Origin of the sequence: Bradyrhizobium sp. Leaf396 (assembly GCF_001424605.1) — a bacterium.
Taxonomy (GTDB): domain Bacteria; phylum Pseudomonadota; class Alphaproteobacteria; order Rhizobiales; family Xanthobacteraceae; genus Bradyrhizobium; species Bradyrhizobium japonicum_C.
The window spans coordinates 266,867-283,381 of record NZ_LMQJ01000001.1 but is presented as its reverse complement, the minus strand read 5'-3'; the positions used below and the strand labels follow the sequence as shown (position 1 = coordinate 283,381).

At 64.4% G+C, this 16,515-nt stretch carries 12 protein-coding genes; 7 read left to right on the top strand and 5 right to left on the bottom strand.

Features of this window, described 5'->3' with window-relative positions; translation table 11 throughout:
• Window positions 1-238 precede the first annotated feature (238 nt).
• On the top strand, window positions 239-886 hold the full coding sequence (locus ASG57_RS01385) for an alpha/beta hydrolase (protein ID WP_024337874.1): 648 nt from the start codon (window positions 239-241) through the stop codon (window positions 884-886).
• Window positions 887-911: 25 nt separating this feature from the next.
• Here ASG57_RS01385 and ASG57_RS01380 read toward each other — a convergent pair whose 3' ends face one another.
• Window positions 912-1,589, bottom strand: a complete 678-nt coding sequence (locus ASG57_RS01380) for a glutathione S-transferase family protein (protein WP_057195573.1) — start codon at window positions 1,587-1,589, stop codon at window positions 912-914.
• A 95-nt stretch (window positions 1,590-1,684) separates the two neighbouring features.
• Window positions 1,685-2,788: an anhydro-N-acetylmuramic acid kinase gene (locus ASG57_RS01375; protein ID WP_057195572.1), complete on the bottom strand. Its 1,104-nt coding sequence runs from the start codon at window positions 2,786-2,788 to the stop codon at window positions 1,685-1,687.
• Window positions 2,789-2,952: 164 nt separating this feature from the next.
• On the opposite strand from ASG57_RS01375, the gene tyrS reads away from it, so the two are divergent.
• From tyrS to ASG57_RS01355, 4 genes are all read left to right on the top strand, one after another.
• On the top strand, window positions 2,953-4,206 hold the full coding sequence (tyrS, locus tag ASG57_RS01370; RefSeq protein WP_057195571.1) for a tyrosine--tRNA ligase: 1,254 nt from the start codon (window positions 2,953-2,955) through the stop codon (window positions 4,204-4,206).
• Between the two features lie 56 nt (window positions 4,207-4,262).
• A complete protein-coding gene (locus ASG57_RS01365; protein ID WP_057195570.1) occupies window positions 4,263-5,534 on the top strand; it encodes an MFS transporter in 1,272 nt (423 codons plus the stop codon).
• Between the two features lie 219 nt (window positions 5,535-5,753).
• Window positions 5,754-6,164: a DoxX family protein gene (locus tag ASG57_RS01360; RefSeq protein WP_024337879.1), complete on the top strand. Its 411-nt coding sequence runs from the start codon at window positions 5,754-5,756 to the stop codon at window positions 6,162-6,164.
• Window positions 6,165-6,553: 389 nt separating this feature from the next.
• A complete protein-coding gene (locus ASG57_RS01355) occupies window positions 6,554-8,248 on the top strand; it encodes a methyl-accepting chemotaxis protein (RefSeq protein ID WP_057195569.1) in 1,695 nt (564 codons plus the stop codon).
• Window positions 8,249-8,409: 161 nt separating this feature from the next.
• On the opposite strand, the gene ASG57_RS01350 is transcribed toward ASG57_RS01355, so the two are convergent.
• Window positions 8,410-12,219: a YhdP family protein gene (locus ASG57_RS01350; protein WP_057195568.1), complete on the bottom strand. Its 3,810-nt coding sequence runs from the start codon at window positions 12,217-12,219 to the stop codon at window positions 8,410-8,412.
• 195 nt (window positions 12,220-12,414) lie between these two features.
• On the opposite strand from ASG57_RS01350, the gene ASG57_RS01345 reads away from it, so the two are divergent.
• Together ASG57_RS01345 and ASG57_RS01340 are read left to right on the top strand one after the other, a co-directional pair.
• Window positions 12,415-13,104 carry a peroxiredoxin gene (locus ASG57_RS01345; protein WP_082528873.1) on the top strand — a complete coding sequence of 230 codons (690 nt, stop codon included), beginning with the start codon at window positions 12,415-12,417 and terminating at the stop codon, window positions 13,102-13,104.
• Window positions 13,105-13,215: 111 nt separating this feature from the next.
• Window positions 13,216-14,571, top strand: coding sequence for a M23 family metallopeptidase (locus ASG57_RS01340; RefSeq protein WP_200948526.1), 1,356 nt, complete (start codon window positions 13,216-13,218; stop codon window positions 14,569-14,571).
• 64 nt (window positions 14,572-14,635) lie between these two features.
• Here the strand turns inward: ASG57_RS01340 and ASG57_RS01335 are convergent, their stop codons facing one another.
• Window positions 14,636-15,547 (bottom strand): DMT family transporter, encoded by a 912-nt coding sequence (locus tag ASG57_RS01335; RefSeq protein WP_057195566.1) that lies wholly within the window; start codon window positions 15,545-15,547, stop codon window positions 14,636-14,638.
• A gap of 92 nt (window positions 15,548-15,639) precedes the next feature.
• Window positions 15,640-16,428 carry a DUF5984 family protein gene (locus ASG57_RS01330; protein ID WP_057195565.1) on the bottom strand — a complete coding sequence of 263 codons (789 nt, stop codon included), beginning with the start codon at window positions 16,426-16,428 and terminating at the stop codon, window positions 15,640-15,642.
• Between the last annotated feature and the right edge of the window lie 87 nt (window positions 16,429-16,515).

The window sequence follows — 16,515 nt, the reverse complement described above, 5'->3', positions numbered from 1 at the left end:
TGACGCGGTCATGACAAGCTAACGTGTTGAACCCATTGGGGGATGTTCAAGATGCTTGCTTTTTGACCCTCTGCCTATGTTAGAACGCGCTCCGTCAAGTCACCGCGCGCTCTTAGCGCATCACCGCAAGGCGCGCCTTCTCACCCTTCATTCGCGCTTCCGTCGGCATCTGCCGACGAGGCTACAATCGGTTGATTGCTAGGGATCATCTCTCCAGGAAATCAATCAAGAGACACCAATGCCCGAAGTCATTTTCACCGGCCCTGCTGGCCGCCTCGAAGGCCGCTACCATCCGGCCAAGCAGAAGAATGCGCCGATCGCGATGATCCTGCATCCGCATCCGCAGTTCCACGGCACGATGAACCACCAGATCGTGTACCAGTGCTACTACGCGTTCGCGCATCGCGGCTTCTCCGTGCTGCGCTTCAATTTCCGCGGTGTCGGCCGCAGCCAGGGTTCGTTCGACCACGGCACCGGCGAGTTGTCGGATGCCGCCGCCGCGCTCGACTGGGCCCAGACGATCAATCCCGAAGCGCGCGCCTGCTGGGTTGCCGGCTTCTCCTTCGGCGCCTGGATCGGCATGCAGCTCCTGATGCGCCGCCCCGAGGTCGAGGGCTTCATCTCGATCGCGCCGCCGGCCAACCTTTACGACTTCTCGTTCCTCGCGCCCTGCCCGTCGTCGGGCCTGATCGTGCATGGCGAGAAGGATGCGGTGGTGCCGCCCAAGGACGTCAACACGCTGGTCGAGAAACTGAAGACGCAGAAGGGCATCGTCATCGACCAGCAGATCATCCCCGGCGCCAACCACTTCTTCGACGCCAAGCTCGAGCCGCTGATGGAAACCATCACGGCGTATCTCGACATGCGCCTGGCGAACGTGCGCTGAGGGATTCGGCTTGAGCGCGCTGCGCTCAGGCCGCAAGCTTCAAAAGATGCGCGTCGTGCCGTACGAGGAAGGCGCGCAGCAATTGCGGATAGTCGGCGTCGACAGCGCTGCGTACGCTCGGACGCTGCGCAAGCGTGGTCCGCCACGCCCTGACCTTCGGCGCGTCCTGGAAGATGCCGTGCTCGGTTAGTTCGTCGAACAGATCGAAATAGCGGAAGACGGGCGCGAATACCGCGTCGACCAGACTGAATGCGCGGCCCGCGAAATACGGACCGGCGCCGAGCGCGGCTTCGACACGCCTGAATTTCGCAACCAGCGCCTGGCGCTTGCCTTCGAATGTCGCCGGATCGCTCGTGGTTTCCAGCCCCCAGAGGTCGCCGAGGATCGCCGAGCCGAACTCCATCCAGGCGCGGTGCTCGGCACGCTTCAGCGCATCCGCCGGATGCAGCTTCGCACCGGCTTGCGTCTCCTCGAGGTACTCGCAGATCACGTTGCTCTCGAACAGCGCGACCTCGCCCTCCCCGGTGGTCACCACCAGCACCGGCACCTTGCCGAGCGGCGACAGTTTCAGAAACCAGTCGGGCTTGTCAGCCAGATCGATGTCGATCCGCTCGAACGGCACGCCCTTCTCCTTCAGCGCGATCACCGCGCGCTGCACGTAGGGGCAAAGCTTGTGGCTGATCAGTTTCAACGAAACGGTCATGGGCGATCCCGGCGGTTAGATGCAACTGCATTCAATGTAGATGCATTTGCATCTACCCGTCAAGTTGCATGCAGTTGCATTGATCTAGCCTTGCGTCAGGGACGCGCGATCACCCCGCCGGTCACCGGCATCGGCACACCCGTGGTAGTGGGATAAGATAGCGGCAGGCCTTTCATGCCGCGGACCGCGAGGAAGCCGAAAGCCTGCGCTTCGATGGCGTCGGAGGCCCAGCCGAGCGTCTCGGCCGCCTCCACCCTTGCCGAGCCCACCTGCTCCCGCAGCATACGCAGCATGGTGAGGTTGCGGGCGCCGCCGCCGCAGACGATCCAGCTCCGCGGCCGCCGGGGCAAAAGCGGAATGACGCGGGCGATCGCAGCCGCAGTGAAGGCGGTGAGCGTCGCGGCGCCGTCGGCCGGCTCGATGGCGCCGAGCTTGAGTGCAGCGAAATCGTTGCGATCGAGCGATTTGGGTGGGGCCGCCGCGAAGAAGGGCAGTTCCAGCGCCCGTGCGATCCAGGCCTCATCCACCTTGCCGAGCGCCGCGAACTTGCCTTCCGCATCGAACGCCTGATTCATGGTGCGGTACATGAAGTCGTCGAGCAGCGCGTTGCCGGGGCCGGTATCGCAGGCAATCAATGCATCGTTGCCGTCGATATAAGTGATGTTGGAGACGCCGCCGACGTTGACCACGACGATCGGTCCTTCGCGTTCCAGCGAATGAGCCAGCGCGCGGTGGTAGACGGGCACGAGCGGCGCGCCCTGCCCGCCCGCCTCGACGTCGGCGGCACGGAAATCATGCATCACCGGGATATGGATTGCCCTGGCCAGTAACGGCGCATCGCCGATCTGGACGGTCAGCCGCTTCTCGGGCCGGTGCAGCACGGTCTGGCCGTGGAAGCCCACGATATCGATGTCCTCCGGCCTCATGCGGTTCTGCGCCAGGAAGGCGGCCACCGCCTCGGCATGGGCACCCGTCACGGCCTGCTCGGCCTGCGCCAGAATGCCCGGCCGGGCGTCGCGCTGCTGCAGATGCACGGCCTCGCTCAGCGCCTGGCGCAACACGTTGCGCTCGGCCGGGCTGTATGGCCGGTAGCCGGACGGCCCGAACGCCTTCACCTGCTTTCCGTCGGTCTCGATCAGCGCGACATCCACCCCGTCCAGCGAGGTGCCGCTCATCAAGCCGAGTGCCGTCAACATCATGGGATCAGCGTCCTGAAAGACCCCTCCGGCATGCCGATCTTGTGCCAGAGGGACACATCTTATAATGCCACAGCGCCAAGTGGCGGGCGGACATCGGGTTCCCGCGGAAGACCCTTAAATTGCCCCCAAAAGAGTAAACCAAGAATTGTCAGGCACGCCGACAGATGACTGCATTTAAATCGGATTTCCTCAATACCCTGCAGGAACGTGGATTCATCCACCAGTGCTCCGATTTCGAGGGGCTGGATGCGCTTGCCGCCAAGGGTGAGGCCATCGCCTATGTCGGATACGATTGCACCGCCCGCTCCCTGCATATCGGCAACTATCTGACCATGATGATGCTGCACTGGCTGCAGCAATCCGGCAACAAGCCGATCACGCTGATGGGCGGCGGCACCACCATGGTGGGCGATCCCTCCGGCAAGGACGAGACGCGCGCCATGCGCACCATTGCCGAGATCGAGGCCAACAAGGCCTCGATCCGCGGCGTGTTCGCCAAGGTGCTGCGCTATGGCGAGGGCAAGAGCGACGCCATCATGCTCGACAATGCGGAGTGGCTGACCAAGCTGAACTGGATCGAGATGCTGCGCGATGTCGGCCGGCACTTCTCCGTCAACCGCATGCTGACCATGGACTCCGTGCGGCTGCGTCTCGAGCGCGAGCAGGAGATGAGCTTCATCGAGTTCAACTACATGGTCTGCCAGGCCTATGACTTCGTCGAACTCGCCAGGCGCACCGGCTGCCGCCTCCAGATGGGCGGATCGGACCAGTGGGGCAACATCATCATGGGCGTCGATCTCGGCCGTCGCATGGGCACGCATCAGCTGTTCGCGCTGACGACGCCGCTGCTGACCACTGCGTCCGGCGCCAAGATGGGCAAGACCGCGCAAGGCGCGGTCTGGCTCAATGCCGACCAGTTCTCGCCCTACGACTTCTGGCAGTACTGGCGCAACACCGAGGATGCCGATGTCGGCAAGTTCCTGAAGCTGTTCACGACGCTTCCAATGGCCGAGATCAGAAAGCTCGAAGCGCTCGGCGGCTCCGAGATCAACGAGGCCAAGAAGGTGCTCGCGACCGAGGCGACCGCTCTGCTGCACGGTCGCGAAGCTGCGAATGAAGCCGCGGAGACCGCGCGCCGCACCTTCGAGGAGGGCGCGCTCGCCGAGAGCCTGCCGACGGTGGAAATTCCGCGCGGCGAGCTCGACGCCGGTCTCGGCGTGCTCAACGCCTTCGTCAAGGCGGGTCTCGTCGCCTCCAACGGCGAAGCCCGGCGGCAGATCAAGGGCGGCGGCCTGCGCGTCAACGATGCGCCTGTCGCCGACGAGAAGATGGCGCTGTCGGCGGACAATCTGACGCCGGAAGGCGTGATCAAGCTGTCCTTCGGCAAGAAGAATCACGTCCTCATCAAGCCTGCATAGGCGTATGAGCTTTTCACTGCTTGTCAGGGCGCGCATAAGCGCGCTCCCTGATGGCAATGGACCAGAACGCGCCCAAGGAAACGACAGCGGAAGCGAGCAAGGAACAGGTCGGAAGCACCAGGCAGGACGCAGTCCGCATCGCGCTCGTCGTGCTCTGCCTGTGCTTTGCGCTGGCTGTTCTTGGTCGCGGGCTGAGCGAGAGCTTCACGGTCTTCCTCAAGCCGATCTCGGAAGATCTCGGCTGGGACCGTGCCCAGGCCGTTTCGATCTATTCACTGACCTGGCTCATCAGCGGACTGACCGCCCCCCTGGTTGGCCGCCTGTTCGATCATTCCGGACCACGCATCGTCTATGCGCTCGGCTTGCTCTTGCTCGGTTCGGCCTTTCTGAGCGCGAGCCATGCGCAAGCACTCTGGCAATTCCAGCTTTCGATCGGCATCTGCGTCGGCATCGGCGTTGCCTTCATCGGCAATGTGCCCAACTCGATCCTGCTCGGCCGCTGGTTCGGGCCGCGGCTGCCGACCGCGATGGCGGTGGTCTACTCGGCAATGGGCGGCGGCGTGCTGGCACTGCTGCCGGCCTCGCAACTCCTGATCGATCATCTCGGCTGGCGCGAGACCTACCAGGTCTACGGTCTTGCCGCGCTCGCCCTGCTGGTGCCGCTGCTGCTCCTGCCTTGGCGCCTGTTCGCGGCCGGCTCGCCGCATGTGGCCAAGAAGAGCGATCCGGACTTCGTCGACAACGGCTGGACGCTCGTGAGCGCGATGCGCCACCACGCCTTCTGGGCGCTGTTCTCGACGTTCTTCTTCACCGCGGTCGGCATGTATGCCATCGCGGCGCAGATCGTGGCCTATCTGATCGACGCCGGCTTCCCGCCGCTCCAGGCCGCGACCGCCTGGGGCTTCTCCGGCGTCGTGCTGGTGTTCGGGATGCTGGGTGTTTCTGCGCTCGACGGCTTGATCGGACGCCGCCCGTCGGTGCTGCTCAGCTACGCGATCTCGATCCTCGGCATCGTTCTGCTCTGGCTCCTGCAGTACTATCCGAACGTCGTCCTGCTCACCGGCTTCGTGGTCTGCTTCGGCAGCATGATGGGCTCCCGCGGGCCCCTGATCACCGCAACTGCGATGAAGATCTTCCGCGGCAAGCGCGTCGGCACCATCTTCGGGACGATCTCGATCGGCAGCGGCCTGGGCTCGGCGTTCGGCTCATGGAGCGGCGGCCTGATTCACGATGCGACTCACGGCTACGATCTCCTGCTCATCTTCGCGCTTGCGAGCGTCGTGCTCGGCATGATTCCGTTCCTGGTCGTTCCCGCCTTGCGGGAGTAGGTCTCCCCTACGTAACCTGCATCCCCGGACATCACCGGAATAGTACGTACCGACCACAGGTGAACACGTTCGAAAAACCGCGGCGCGTGCGGATCAACGACCGCTACTGCGATGTTTTGTCCGACATGACGAAAATGTCAGGGCGCATTGATCCCAAGTGGCTTGCGAGACGAAACTGAATACGGTCCAAGTCGCGCATTGGATGGAGGGCACAAACCAATGGACTTTCCCTATCTCACCCGCTTTCAGCCGGTTCTCCTGAGCCTGTTTCGCTTCATCACCGGCCTGTTGCTGTTTCAGTACGGCGTCGCCAAGCTGTTCAAGTTTCCGGCTGTTCCGATGTTCGCCAAAGTCGAGCTGATGTCGCTTTACGGCGCGGCCGGGGCGCTTGAACTGGTGCTTGGCGCACTACTGATGATCGGCCTGTTCTCGCGGCTGTCGGCCTTCATCCTGTCCGGTGAAATGGCTTTCGCTTATTTCATGGGCCATATGTTCAGGGGCGAAACCCCGGTGTTCCTGCCATTGCTGAACAACGGCACTCTCGCGATACTCTTCTGCTTCGCGTGCCTGTATCTCTCGGCAGCTGGCGGCGGCCCGATCAGCGCCGACGCCGCAATGGGCAAGAAATAAGTGCTGCACCGGCGCAGCCCGCACCGCGCTGACACACTCAACTTATCCCGCTAAGCACGGCGGCACCGGCAGACCTCCGGTGCCGCTTAGCGCGCGCCCAGCACATTCCAGATCAGAACGAGGGCCGCGACGAGCAGCAGGGACATGACGGCGCGATGAACGAATCGATTCATTGCCTGTCCAACCTGTCTCTTTGGCTACCAAGGTCCATGTCGATTTTCGACTCCGGATCGGCCGCCGCCTGCCGGCAAGAGCAGATTCGCCTGCACGGTTGCGCATAAGCCTGCGGCAGCCGTCCCGCGCGGCAGGCCGGCCATGCCTACGTTCATGATTGGTAAGAACTTCATGCTACCCATGCGAGCAATAACAACCATTCCGTAGGGGCTGTGATGAATCTGCTGAGTCACCTGAAGATCCGCACCAAGCTTGCCAGCATGGTCTGCCTTGCGGCGCTCACAGTCACGGCCATCATCGGCGTATCGTCGGTGCTCAGCAAGAGCCGCATGATGGAGGACCGCGTCGAGCAGATGCGGACCGCGGTAGAGCTGCTCTACAACTATGCACAGTCGCTCCAGGACGAGGTCACAGCAGGCAAGCTGACGCCGGCCGAGGCCAAGAGCATGTTCCACCAGCGCGGTCGCCGCATGAGCTTCAACGGCGGCCAAGGCTACCCGGTGGTCTATAATGAGGACACCTCCCTGGTCGTCAACGGCGCCAATCAGCAGCTCGAAGGCAAGATCACCGGCGCCAAGGATTCCAATGGCGTGCTGATCGCCGACGCCATTATCAAGGCGGGCAGCGAGACCGCGCAGGGCGGCGTGACCTCCTATCTCTACCCGCGCCCCGGCCAGACCGAGCCGGTCCGCAAGACCGTGTTCGCGCGCAAATTCGCACCATGGAACGTGACCATCAGCTACGGCGTCTACGTCGATGATATCGACGCCGACGTGCGCGGCTTGACGCTGGAGCTGGCCGCGATCGGCGGCGGCCTGATGTTGTTGATGGCGGCGCTGTCCTGGCTGATTGCTCGCGACGTGCTCGGCGCGCTCGATCGCCAGAAGAATCGCATGCAGGAGATTTCCGAAGGAGCCATCGACAAGCCGGTCGAGGAGACCGACCGCGGCGACGAGATCGGCCGCATGGCCGAGACCCTCGAAGTGCTCCGGCAGACCGCGCTGACCGCGCGCACGCTGGAAGCCGAGCAGGTCGCCATCAAGGCCCGCACCGAGCAGGAGAAGCGCGACGCCCTGATCGCCCTCGCCGATCGCTTCGACGCCTCCGTCGGCCAGCTCGTGGGCCTGATGGCCTCCGGTTCCGGCGAGCTCGAGAACACCGCCAAGTCGATGTCCTCGACTGCCGAGGGCACCAACCGCCGCGCCGCCGTGGTCGGCTCCGCCGCCACCGAGGCCAGCCAGCGCGTCCAGACGGTGGCAGCTGCCGCCGAGGAGCTCTCCTCCTCCATCACCGAGATCAGCCGTCAGGTCGCGCAGTCCGCGGAGGTCACCGGCCGCGCCGTGGACAGCGCTCGCCGCACCGACACCATCGTCCGCGCGCTGTCGGACGGTGCGCAGCAGATCGAGCATGTGGCCGAGCTGATCTCCAGCATCGCGGCCCAGACCAACCTGCTCGCGCTCAACGCCACCATCGAAGCCGCGCGTGCCGGTGAAGCCGGCCGCGGCTTTGCCGTCGTCGCTTCCGAGGTGAAGTCGCTGGCGAGCCAGACCGCGGAAGCCACCCGCGAGATCGGCGACAAGATCGCCCAGATCCAGGGCGCAACCAAGGAAGCTGTGGACGCGATCGGCGGCATCACCGCCACCATCGAGGAGGTCAGCCGCATCGCCACCTCGATCGGCGCCGCCATCGAGGAGCAAGGCGCCGCCACCGCCGAGATCGCGCGCAGCGTCTCGCAGACGGCGGAGGCGACCAGGGAGGTCACCACCAATATCGGCGTGGTCTCCACCGCCGCAAACGAGACCGGCAACGCCGCCGGCATGGTGCTGGCAGCAGCTTCGAGCCTCTCAAAACAGGCCGAGCAGCTCTCCGGCGAAGTCGGCACGTTCCTGGCCGGCGTGCGCGCGGCGTAGCCGCTCGTTCACCTCTCCCGCTTGCGGGAGAGGTCGGCGCGAAGCGTCGCGTGAGGGCTTTCTCCTCGTTGGGAGCCGCTCTGTGGAGGCCCCCTCTCCCCAGCCCTCTCCCGCAGGCGGGAGAGGAGCGCACCTTGCATCGCGGCTGCAACTGGATCGCGCTACTGCCGCCGCGAGACGCTGCAGCCGCTCGACAGCTGACGGGTCGATGCCGTCGAGCCGTCGTTCGACTGCGACGGGAATTCATCGAACGGCGAGTTCTGCTTGCCGGTGTTGAATTCGAATATCTTGCGGAACAGGCCGGGCGCCATCGCCGAGATCGGATTGACGCGCATCACGGGCGCGGCCGGTGTACCGACGACCTCGTAGGTCACGCCGATCAGCCCCTCGTTGTTGCCGCCGCCGAGGAAGATGCCGAACAGGGGGATCTGGCCGAAGATGTTGTTGACGCCATACATCGGCACGAAGGTGCCGCTCATGCACACCTGGTTGCCGGGATAGTCGATCGAGCCCTCGATGGTGGCACCGATCATCGGCCCCTTGACCACGCCGTCTCGGATCGTCAGCGCGCCGTTCTGCCGGGTGAACTCGGCACGGAGCGCGTTGAATGAGACTCCGTTGCCGGTGCCGTTGGGCGCGCCGGCGGCCACGCGCTCGAGCTGCGCCTCGCCCTTCACCGTGAAGTCGCGCACGTTGATGAGCCCCTCGCGGGCGGTGTTCGGCTCGGATGTCGGCGGCTCCATCGCCACCACCATCTGGCCGCCGACCGCCTTGGTGTAGGTGTCGGTGAAGCGCAGCAGCGCGCCGGCATCGTTGGTCTGGAGATAGATCACTTCGCGACTGCCCTGCGCGCGGCCGCCGCGAAGATCGGCTGCCACCGGCGTGTCGCGGCCGATCTTGCCGCTCAGCGTCAAGGCTTTCACGGCGCCGTTGCGCTTCGACATCTTGGCATCGACGCTGCGCATGGCCTCGCCGTTGAACCCGGCCACGGCACCGAGCTTCACGTCGATATCGAAATCGACGTTCTTCAGCTTGCTCTTGTCCTCCTTGGAATGGCCGGAGATCGCCGACTTCAGGAAACCGCGGCCGTCGAACACGTCGCCACGCATCGTGCCCTTGATGACGCCCTCCTGGCTGCGCTCAACTCTGAGCGAGGCCTTGTCACCGTCTGTCGGCGCGTAAATCGGGAAATTCGCGTTCATGAGATCGCCGTTCGCGTCGACCTCGAGTGAGCCCTTGATCGAGGCACCGCCGCCCTCGATCAGGATGTCCTCGAAACGCGTCGATTGCGCCGTCGGCACCACCTTGAAGCTGGCCTTCGCGGACTTGCCCGGCAGCTTGACCCAGCCGGGCAGGATGTTGTCGAGCCGCACCGACGTCAGGTCGGCCTCGACGCCGAGCTTCGTGGTCTGATCCGCGCCGCTCGCGATCTTGCCCGACAGCCTGATCGGCAACGATCCGCTGACGGCGGGGCTGAGATCGAAGCCGAGGCGCGCGCGGCTGGCATCGTCCAGCGTCGCCTGCAGCCTCACGTCCGCGTCGCCCTCAGCCGGCTTGCGATAGTCCAGCGAGGCTGCCTGACCGTTGATCTTGACGTCGCCCTTGACCTGGTAGCCCTGGTTGTTGGCGATGATCTTGAGGCTGTTCGCCTCCAGCTTCTGGTTCATCACCAGCTTCTCGGCGGCGAAGCCGTTGAGGTCGGCGGTGACGGAATAGGTGGTGTCGGCCTTGGTCAGCTCGCCCTTGACCGGCATGCCGAGCTGGATGTTCGCGGTGAACGTCCCCTTGCTGGTGTTGGGATCGATGACCGTCGCGGAGAGATCGCTCAGCCGGTCATTGGCGAGCATTTCAGCGGCGGCAGGCACCGGGCCATCGACGCGGAACCGGCTTCGCGACGGCGACGGCTTGGGCGCCATGTCCGGCACCTCGAACACGAAGTCTGAGATCGTAACCTTGCGGCCCGAGGGCGTATCGGCAACGCCCTGCCCGATGTTCACGGTCGCGGTGCGCCCGGTCACGCGCGCCCTCAGATCGGCATCGCGCACCACCGGCATGCCATCCACGGGGCGAACTGCGACGCCGCTCGCCACGATGTTGACGGACAGGCCGTCGTCCGGGATCGGCGGTCCCTTGCGCGGCAGGTTCTTCGTCGGCGAGTTGACGCCGATCTCGATGCGCTGGAGCGTTCCGCGCTCGATCCGCTCGATCACCCATTCGCGCAGTTCGGGGACGATCAGCGTCGGCCACATCCGCTTCAAGGCGGAAGCCGACATCGGCGTTCCCGCAAAGCCGAGAGTGAGCCGGGGCTCGCCGGAATAATCGATGGCGCCAGTGCCGGCAACGCCGATCTCGCCGTTGGAGACATCCGCCTGTGTCAGCAGGAGGCGCTTGTGATCGGTGTCGAAGCGAAAGCCGATCGCAATGCGGTTGAAGACGAGCGGCGGCTCGTTATCGATGCCGCCAAGCAGGATCGAACCGCCGCTGAATCCGAGCTGCCAGTCATTCCTGGTGCCGTTGGGCGGCTCGAGATGGGCCAGCAATGTCAGGCGGTTCGCGCCGGAGAGGATTTTGAAGGGTGCGACCAGCACGCGCCGGTTGGCGTCCCACTCGACGTTGATCTCGGCCGAGTCGATCCCCATCGGATAGTCGGGCGTATCGGTGTCGATGATGTTGCCGGCACCCACCGCGATCTTGCCGCGGAAGAAGGTCGGCACGCCGTCGCGGCCGAGCTCGCCCTTGAGCTCGCCCGTCAGCGGCATATCCGCCGTGTAGGTGAGGTCCTTCACCCGCAGCGCCAGGAGGATGTTGGAGGTCGAGACCTTGTCGGCCTTGATGTCGACGGACCGCACGCCGTTCTCGGCAGGGCCGATCGTGGCGCGCAGCATCCACGGGCGCGCGCCCTCCTCGCCGAGGCTGAGCGCGATACCGCCGCGGCTCGGCCGGCGCAGGCTGAGGGTGATGTTCTCGAACGACCATTTGCTGCCGCGCTGCTGGTCGTCGACGATCAGATTGCCGTTCTTCAGGCCGATCTCGTTGAGGTTCTGGCCGTCGAGTCCCGTCATGCTCAGACTGTCGAGCCAGTCGAGGCTTTGGAGGATGCCGCTCTGCCCCGCCGCCTGCGGTGAGGCCTGCGGCGCTTCGGGACTCGTTGGCTGAGCAGCGAACGGCGGCGGGGGAACCCCGTTGCGGGGGAATGTCGGCGGCAGGCCCGCGTCCTTCTTGGACGCGACGCCGGTCGCAAGCGGCTTGGTGGTGTCGCCGGCGGACACGGTGACAGTGCCATCAGGCGCGATGCGGATCGCGAGCTCGGCATCGACGAGATTGAGGCTTTCGGCGCGCAGCCGCCCCATCAGCAGACCCGCACCCGACAGCTTCACCTCGGCCTTCGGCGCGCTGGCAACCACGGCCTGATCGCGATCGCGAACGATGATGTCCCGGATGCGTACGGCGATGCGAACCCGGCCGGCGCGCTCGATCTGGGTACCGCCGACCTCGACCGTGTTGCCGTGACCGATATTGTCTTCGATCGCGGCCGCCAGCCATGGCGTTGCGATATCCAGATTGATCGGACCGGCGCCGAGCCGCCACCACAGCGCACCGAAACAGCCGACGAAAATGACGAGCACGGCGCCGACGACAACGGCCAGACGCTTCAGCCAGCGGCCTCCACCCATCCAACGGCGCAATGAACCGAATCCGTCTCCGAAACGATGGAAACCCGAACCGGAACGCGCCAGCAGCCGGCGTGCGCGATGGCCCGCCGCCGCTTCCTGATCCGGATCCCACTCGGCATCGTCCCATTCCTGCGGCTCGTATTGGCCGCTGCGCCGATCAAAATTCCGGTTGTAGTCCTGGGGCGACGTATTCCTTGCCATTGCCTCTTGATACAAGCGCCCGTCGTAGGGGTGAGCGCCGCCGGGACCGCAGCCGTCCACAGGACGCGAAGCCCCCTGCGCCGGCACTGCCGCCATACCTCGAATATTCCTGCTGTTCGTCATTTCGCCCCGGGAGCGCGTTCAACGAGCAGTGGGGTGGTGCGTGGAATTCCTTGTAACCATACTCCGGCGCCGCCAAACTTGCCCAGCCGAGGGCGCGATTCCAGCACGCCGGACGAGAGCTGCAATACCGCTTCGGTTGACCCGCCGAAAGCGTCGAAAGGAAGGCGTATGTCCAAGAAATCCCGCAAGAAATCGTCCAAAACGTCCTCCGGCAGCCCGACCGCCAAAAAGAAGACCGCAAAAACGCAGGCATCGACTCAAACAAGGTCCGCGAAAACACAGCGGACGCCGGCAAGCAAATCAACCGGGACCATAGCAAAAGCAGGATCACATAAGGCCGCATCGAAACAGTTAAATACGTCCAAATCGTCTCCCCCACCCGCTCGGGCGAAGTCCGGCCTGGCCGAAGGCCAAAAGGCCCCCGGCTTCAGCCTGCCGCGCGACGGCGGCGACACCGTCACACTGGCGGACTATGCCGGCCGCAAACTGGTCCTGTTCTTCTACCCCCGTGCCGATACGCCTGGCTGTACCCGCGAGGCGATCGACTTCACTCGCCTCGCCGAAGCCTTCTCTGCCGCTGGCACTGCCGTGCTCGGCATCTCCGCCGACCCGTTGAAGGCCCAGGAGAAATTTCGCGACAAGCACAAGCTCGCCATCCCGCTCATCTCGGATGAGAAACATGAGGTGCTCGAGGCCTATGGCGCCTGGGGCGAAAAGTCCATGTATGGCAAGAGCTTCCTGGGAGTTCTTCGGACAACGATCCTGATCGGGGCCGACGGTAAGGTGGCACGAATCTGGCGCAATATCCGGGTCGATGGTCATGCCGACGACGTGCTGGAGGCGGCAAGAAGCCTTTAACCAGTCCGTCGAATTCGCGCGTTCCCATTTCCGGAAAATTAACCATGACCGGCCCAGATTGCTGCGGCAATTGAGCCGCAAGGAACCCATCCGACCGGCGCGGGAGTGCCGATGTCGAAAAGTTCTGCCCAATACTCGCAGTACCCCCAACATCACCCTCACGATCACGGACGAGCCTTCCAGCGCCGCCCGGCTGCTGCGGCGGCGGCAACTGCGATTCCCCTGCCCGCCACCGACGATGCCTACACCATCGTCCATGCCGGCAAGCAGGTCCGCTTTGGGCCCGTCGTATTCTGGATCGTCGTTGGCACCGTGGTGCTGCTGGGGCTGTGGTCGGCGGCGACGGCCACCTATTTTGCCTTCCGCGACGACGTTCTGACCCGGCTGATCGCCCGCCAGGCCGAGATGCAATACGCTTATGAAGATCGAATCGCCGAGCTGCGCGCCAGGGTCGACCGCACCACCAGCCGCCAGCTGCTTGACCAGGAGCAGTTCGACCAGAAGCTAGACCAGATCATGAAGCGCCAGACGGCGCTGGAGTCCCGGGCCACGGCGCTCGGGGCCATGCCCGACGTGACTGGCTCGATTCCCCGCTCGGCCCCACAGCGCGGCGACGCAACCCATACCACACCGAAGCCATCGCCGATCAGCGACACCGTCATCTTCGTGGCGCCGCCGGACCGGGAAGCGCGCCTCGAATCGCGCGCGCCGACCGTGGTGGCAGCGCCGAGCAGTCAATTTGCCCGGAATCAAAGCTTCGAGAACGTGCTGGTCCGGCTCACGAACTCGCTTGACCAGGTCGAGCGGCGCCAGATGGCGGCGCTCAGCGCCGTCGAGGAAAGCATGGACTCACGCATGCGGCGGATGCGCGGCGTGGTCAGCGATCTCGGCTTGAACCTTGCCCATCTCGAAGCCGCCGTGCCGCGCACCGCGATGGGCGGGCCGTTCGTGCCCATCAAGCTGACGGCCAATGCCGGACCGTTCGAGAAGCAGCTCCATCGTATCAACACCACACGCGCCGAGATGGATCGTCTCAATCGCACGCTGGCGTTGGTCCCCTACCGCAAGCCCGTCATCGGCGAGGTAGAGTTCACCTCCGGTTTCGGCGTGCGCAGCGATCCCTTCCTGGGCCGGCCCGCGATGCACACCGGCCTCGATTTCCGCGCTGCCACCGGTGACCCGGTCCGCGCCACGGCCTTTGGAAAGGTGATTTCCGCCGGCTGGTCCGGCGGCTACGGCCGCATGGTCGAGGTCGATCACGGCAATGGGCTTTCCACCCGCTACGGCCATCTCTCCGAGATCAACGTCAAGGTCGGCGAGATAGTGAAGATCGGCCAGGTCATCGGGCTCGTCGGCTCGACCGGCCGTTCGACCGGTCCCCACCTGCACTATGAGACCCGCATCGAAGGCGAAGCGGTGGATCCGCAAAAATTCTTGCGCGCTGGCGTCCGGCTCAGCGCGGGTTGAGCCTGCGCTTCTCTCATCGGAACGTCGGGGCGAAAGCCATTGGAAGCGACTGGTGGCCAAGAGCTCATGCGCCGCGGCGCAGCAGGCCAACCGCACGTCCGTCGATCACGAGCAGCGCGCTGCCGATGACGATCGCGCCCACGATCGCACGCATGGAAATCGGCTCCCCCAGCACCAGCCATCCCAGAAGGATGGCGGTGACGGGAATGAGCAGCGTCACCAGCATCACGTTGCTCGCGCCCGAGCGCCGCACGATCTGAAAGAAGACGATATAGGCAAGCGCGGTCGAGAGCGTGGCGAGGCCAAGCACGGCAAGCCAGGTCGCAAGGGCCGGCATCGGCAGTTGCCAGGGCCGCTCCACAGTGCCGGCGACCACCGCCATCATCACGGTTGAAGCCATCAGTTGAAATGTCGCCGTTCCGAGCGGGGCTGAGTTTTTCAGCAACCGGCGCGCGGCGAGCGCTGCAAGACCGTAGCTGAAGGCGCCGCCGAGGCAGAGCAGGATGCCGAGCCCCTGCCCAGGCCTTGCCTCAATACCCCATCCGCGCAGGATGACCACGCCGACGATCCCCAATGCGACGCCGGCAATCCGCCGCATCTGCAACGTCTCTTCGCCTGCCATCGCCATGACGATGACGGTGAACATCGGCGTGGTCGCGTTCAGGATCGACGCCAGCCCGCTCGGAATGAACGTCTGGCCGATCACGATCAACGAGAACGGGATGACATTGTTGAGCAGCCCGATCGCGACGAACGGCGTCCACTCCGCCATGCTCTTGGGAAAGCCGATCCCCTGCATGCGGAGCAATGGCGCAAGAATGGCCGCTCCGAACGCGACACGCAGCAACACGAGCGTCAGCGGCGGCAATTCGCGCAGAGCCGCGCCGTTGAAGAAGAACGAACCGCCCCAGAGAATGGAGAGCGCCGCAAGCAGCGACCAGTCCCGACCATCGATCCTGTTGGCATTGATGGTCATACGCGGCTCATCGACAAGCTAACGATCACAAAGGCCGGCAGGAGACAGCAAAGCCGGCGGCGAAATTCAGGGCGCCTGGCCTCTAGAAGGGCCTACAGCCCGTTTCGCGCAACGAGGATTTCACCGACAGCTCTTTCGACCTGTTGCCAGTCCGTCGCCGGAACGATCTTCAAGGCAGCGTCGAGCGAGCACGTCCGTTGTTCGTGCTCTCTCGCCAGTGCTGCCAGGTCGATCTGTATCTCGGATCGAAGTTGGCCTGATGCCACCTGCTCGATCCGGGCCGCCATCTGCTCCATGAGGCGAACGTGAAACGAGTTCATCTCTTCGATGAATTCGCCTCGCGACACGCGATAGGAGCCGAGGCTCGCCGACCACGCCGGCGATCCACCGAGTTGGCGATCGCGATTATCCCACTCGATGTGCACATGCTCTTCATCGGACCAGATTGCGATGTTGGCCGATGGAGCCAGGTACGAACTGTCCAGACGACGCTTTCCAACCCACATGATTGCAACGTCGGCAAAGTCAAAAAGGCCATCCTCATCGGGGACGTCATCGGCTCTCTCGCACCAGGCCTCGTGGGCGCTTCGCAGAATTCCGGCCCCGTCGCCGGAGATGTACGGCACGAGCGCATCAGGAACCGGCTCGAGTATGTAGGGAAGCATGTCCATCAAGTCCTCGTAGAGGCGGACGACTTGATAGGTGCAATAGCGCTCTGCACCGGCAGCCCGGGCATGGTCGCTGTATTCGAAGAGTGTGGCTTCACCGGCTTGTATCCAATACTCGCCGAAAGTGAGACCAAACCAATGAAGGCAATAGCTCCCCGGCTGGCCCCAGGGGATGATCTTTTCGAGTGGCGCGAGCGTGAAGTTGATGAGCACGACGAACCCTGGCCTGACTACGGAGAGACAGATCTAGTCCACCGCGATCGATCTTCCCACCCGATTTCAGGCAGCAGGTTCGTGAGC

Bases quoted from the DNA above. Each gene is read 5' to 3' on its own strand.
- ASG57_RS01335 (WP_057195566.1), bottom strand. From the start codon at position 15,547: ATGACCATCAATGCCAACAGGATCGATGGTCGGGACTGGTCGCTGCTT.
- ASG57_RS01355 (WP_057195569.1), top strand. From the start codon at position 6,554: ATGAATCTGCTGAGTCACCTGAAGATCCGCACCAAGCTTGCCAGCATG.
- ASG57_RS01380 (WP_057195573.1), bottom strand. From the start codon at position 1,589: ATGACCGTTTCGTTGAAACTGATCAGCCACAAGCTTTGCCCCTACGTG.
- ASG57_RS01365 (WP_057195570.1), top strand. From the start codon at position 4,263: ATGGACCAGAACGCGCCCAAGGAAACGACAGCGGAAGCGAGCAAGGAA.
- ASG57_RS01360 (WP_024337879.1), top strand. From the start codon at position 5,754: ATGGACTTTCCCTATCTCACCCGCTTTCAGCCGGTTCTCCTGAGCCTG.
- ASG57_RS01350 (WP_057195568.1), bottom strand. From the start codon at position 12,219: ATGGCGGCAGTGCCGGCGCAGGGGGCTTCGCGTCCTGTGGACGGCTGC.
- ASG57_RS01340 (WP_200948526.1), top strand. From the start codon at position 13,216: ATGTCGAAAAGTTCTGCCCAATACTCGCAGTACCCCCAACATCACCCT.
- ASG57_RS01385 (WP_024337874.1), top strand. From the start codon at position 239: ATGCCCGAAGTCATTTTCACCGGCCCTGCTGGCCGCCTCGAAGGCCGC.
- ASG57_RS01345 (WP_082528873.1), top strand. From the start codon at position 12,415: ATGTCCAAGAAATCCCGCAAGAAATCGTCCAAAACGTCCTCCGGCAGC.
- tyrS (WP_057195571.1), top strand. From the start codon at position 2,953: ATGACTGCATTTAAATCGGATTTCCTCAATACCCTGCAGGAACGTGGA.
- ASG57_RS01375 (WP_057195572.1), bottom strand. From the start codon at position 2,788: ATGATGTTGACGGCACTCGGCTTGATGAGCGGCACCTCGCTGGACGGG.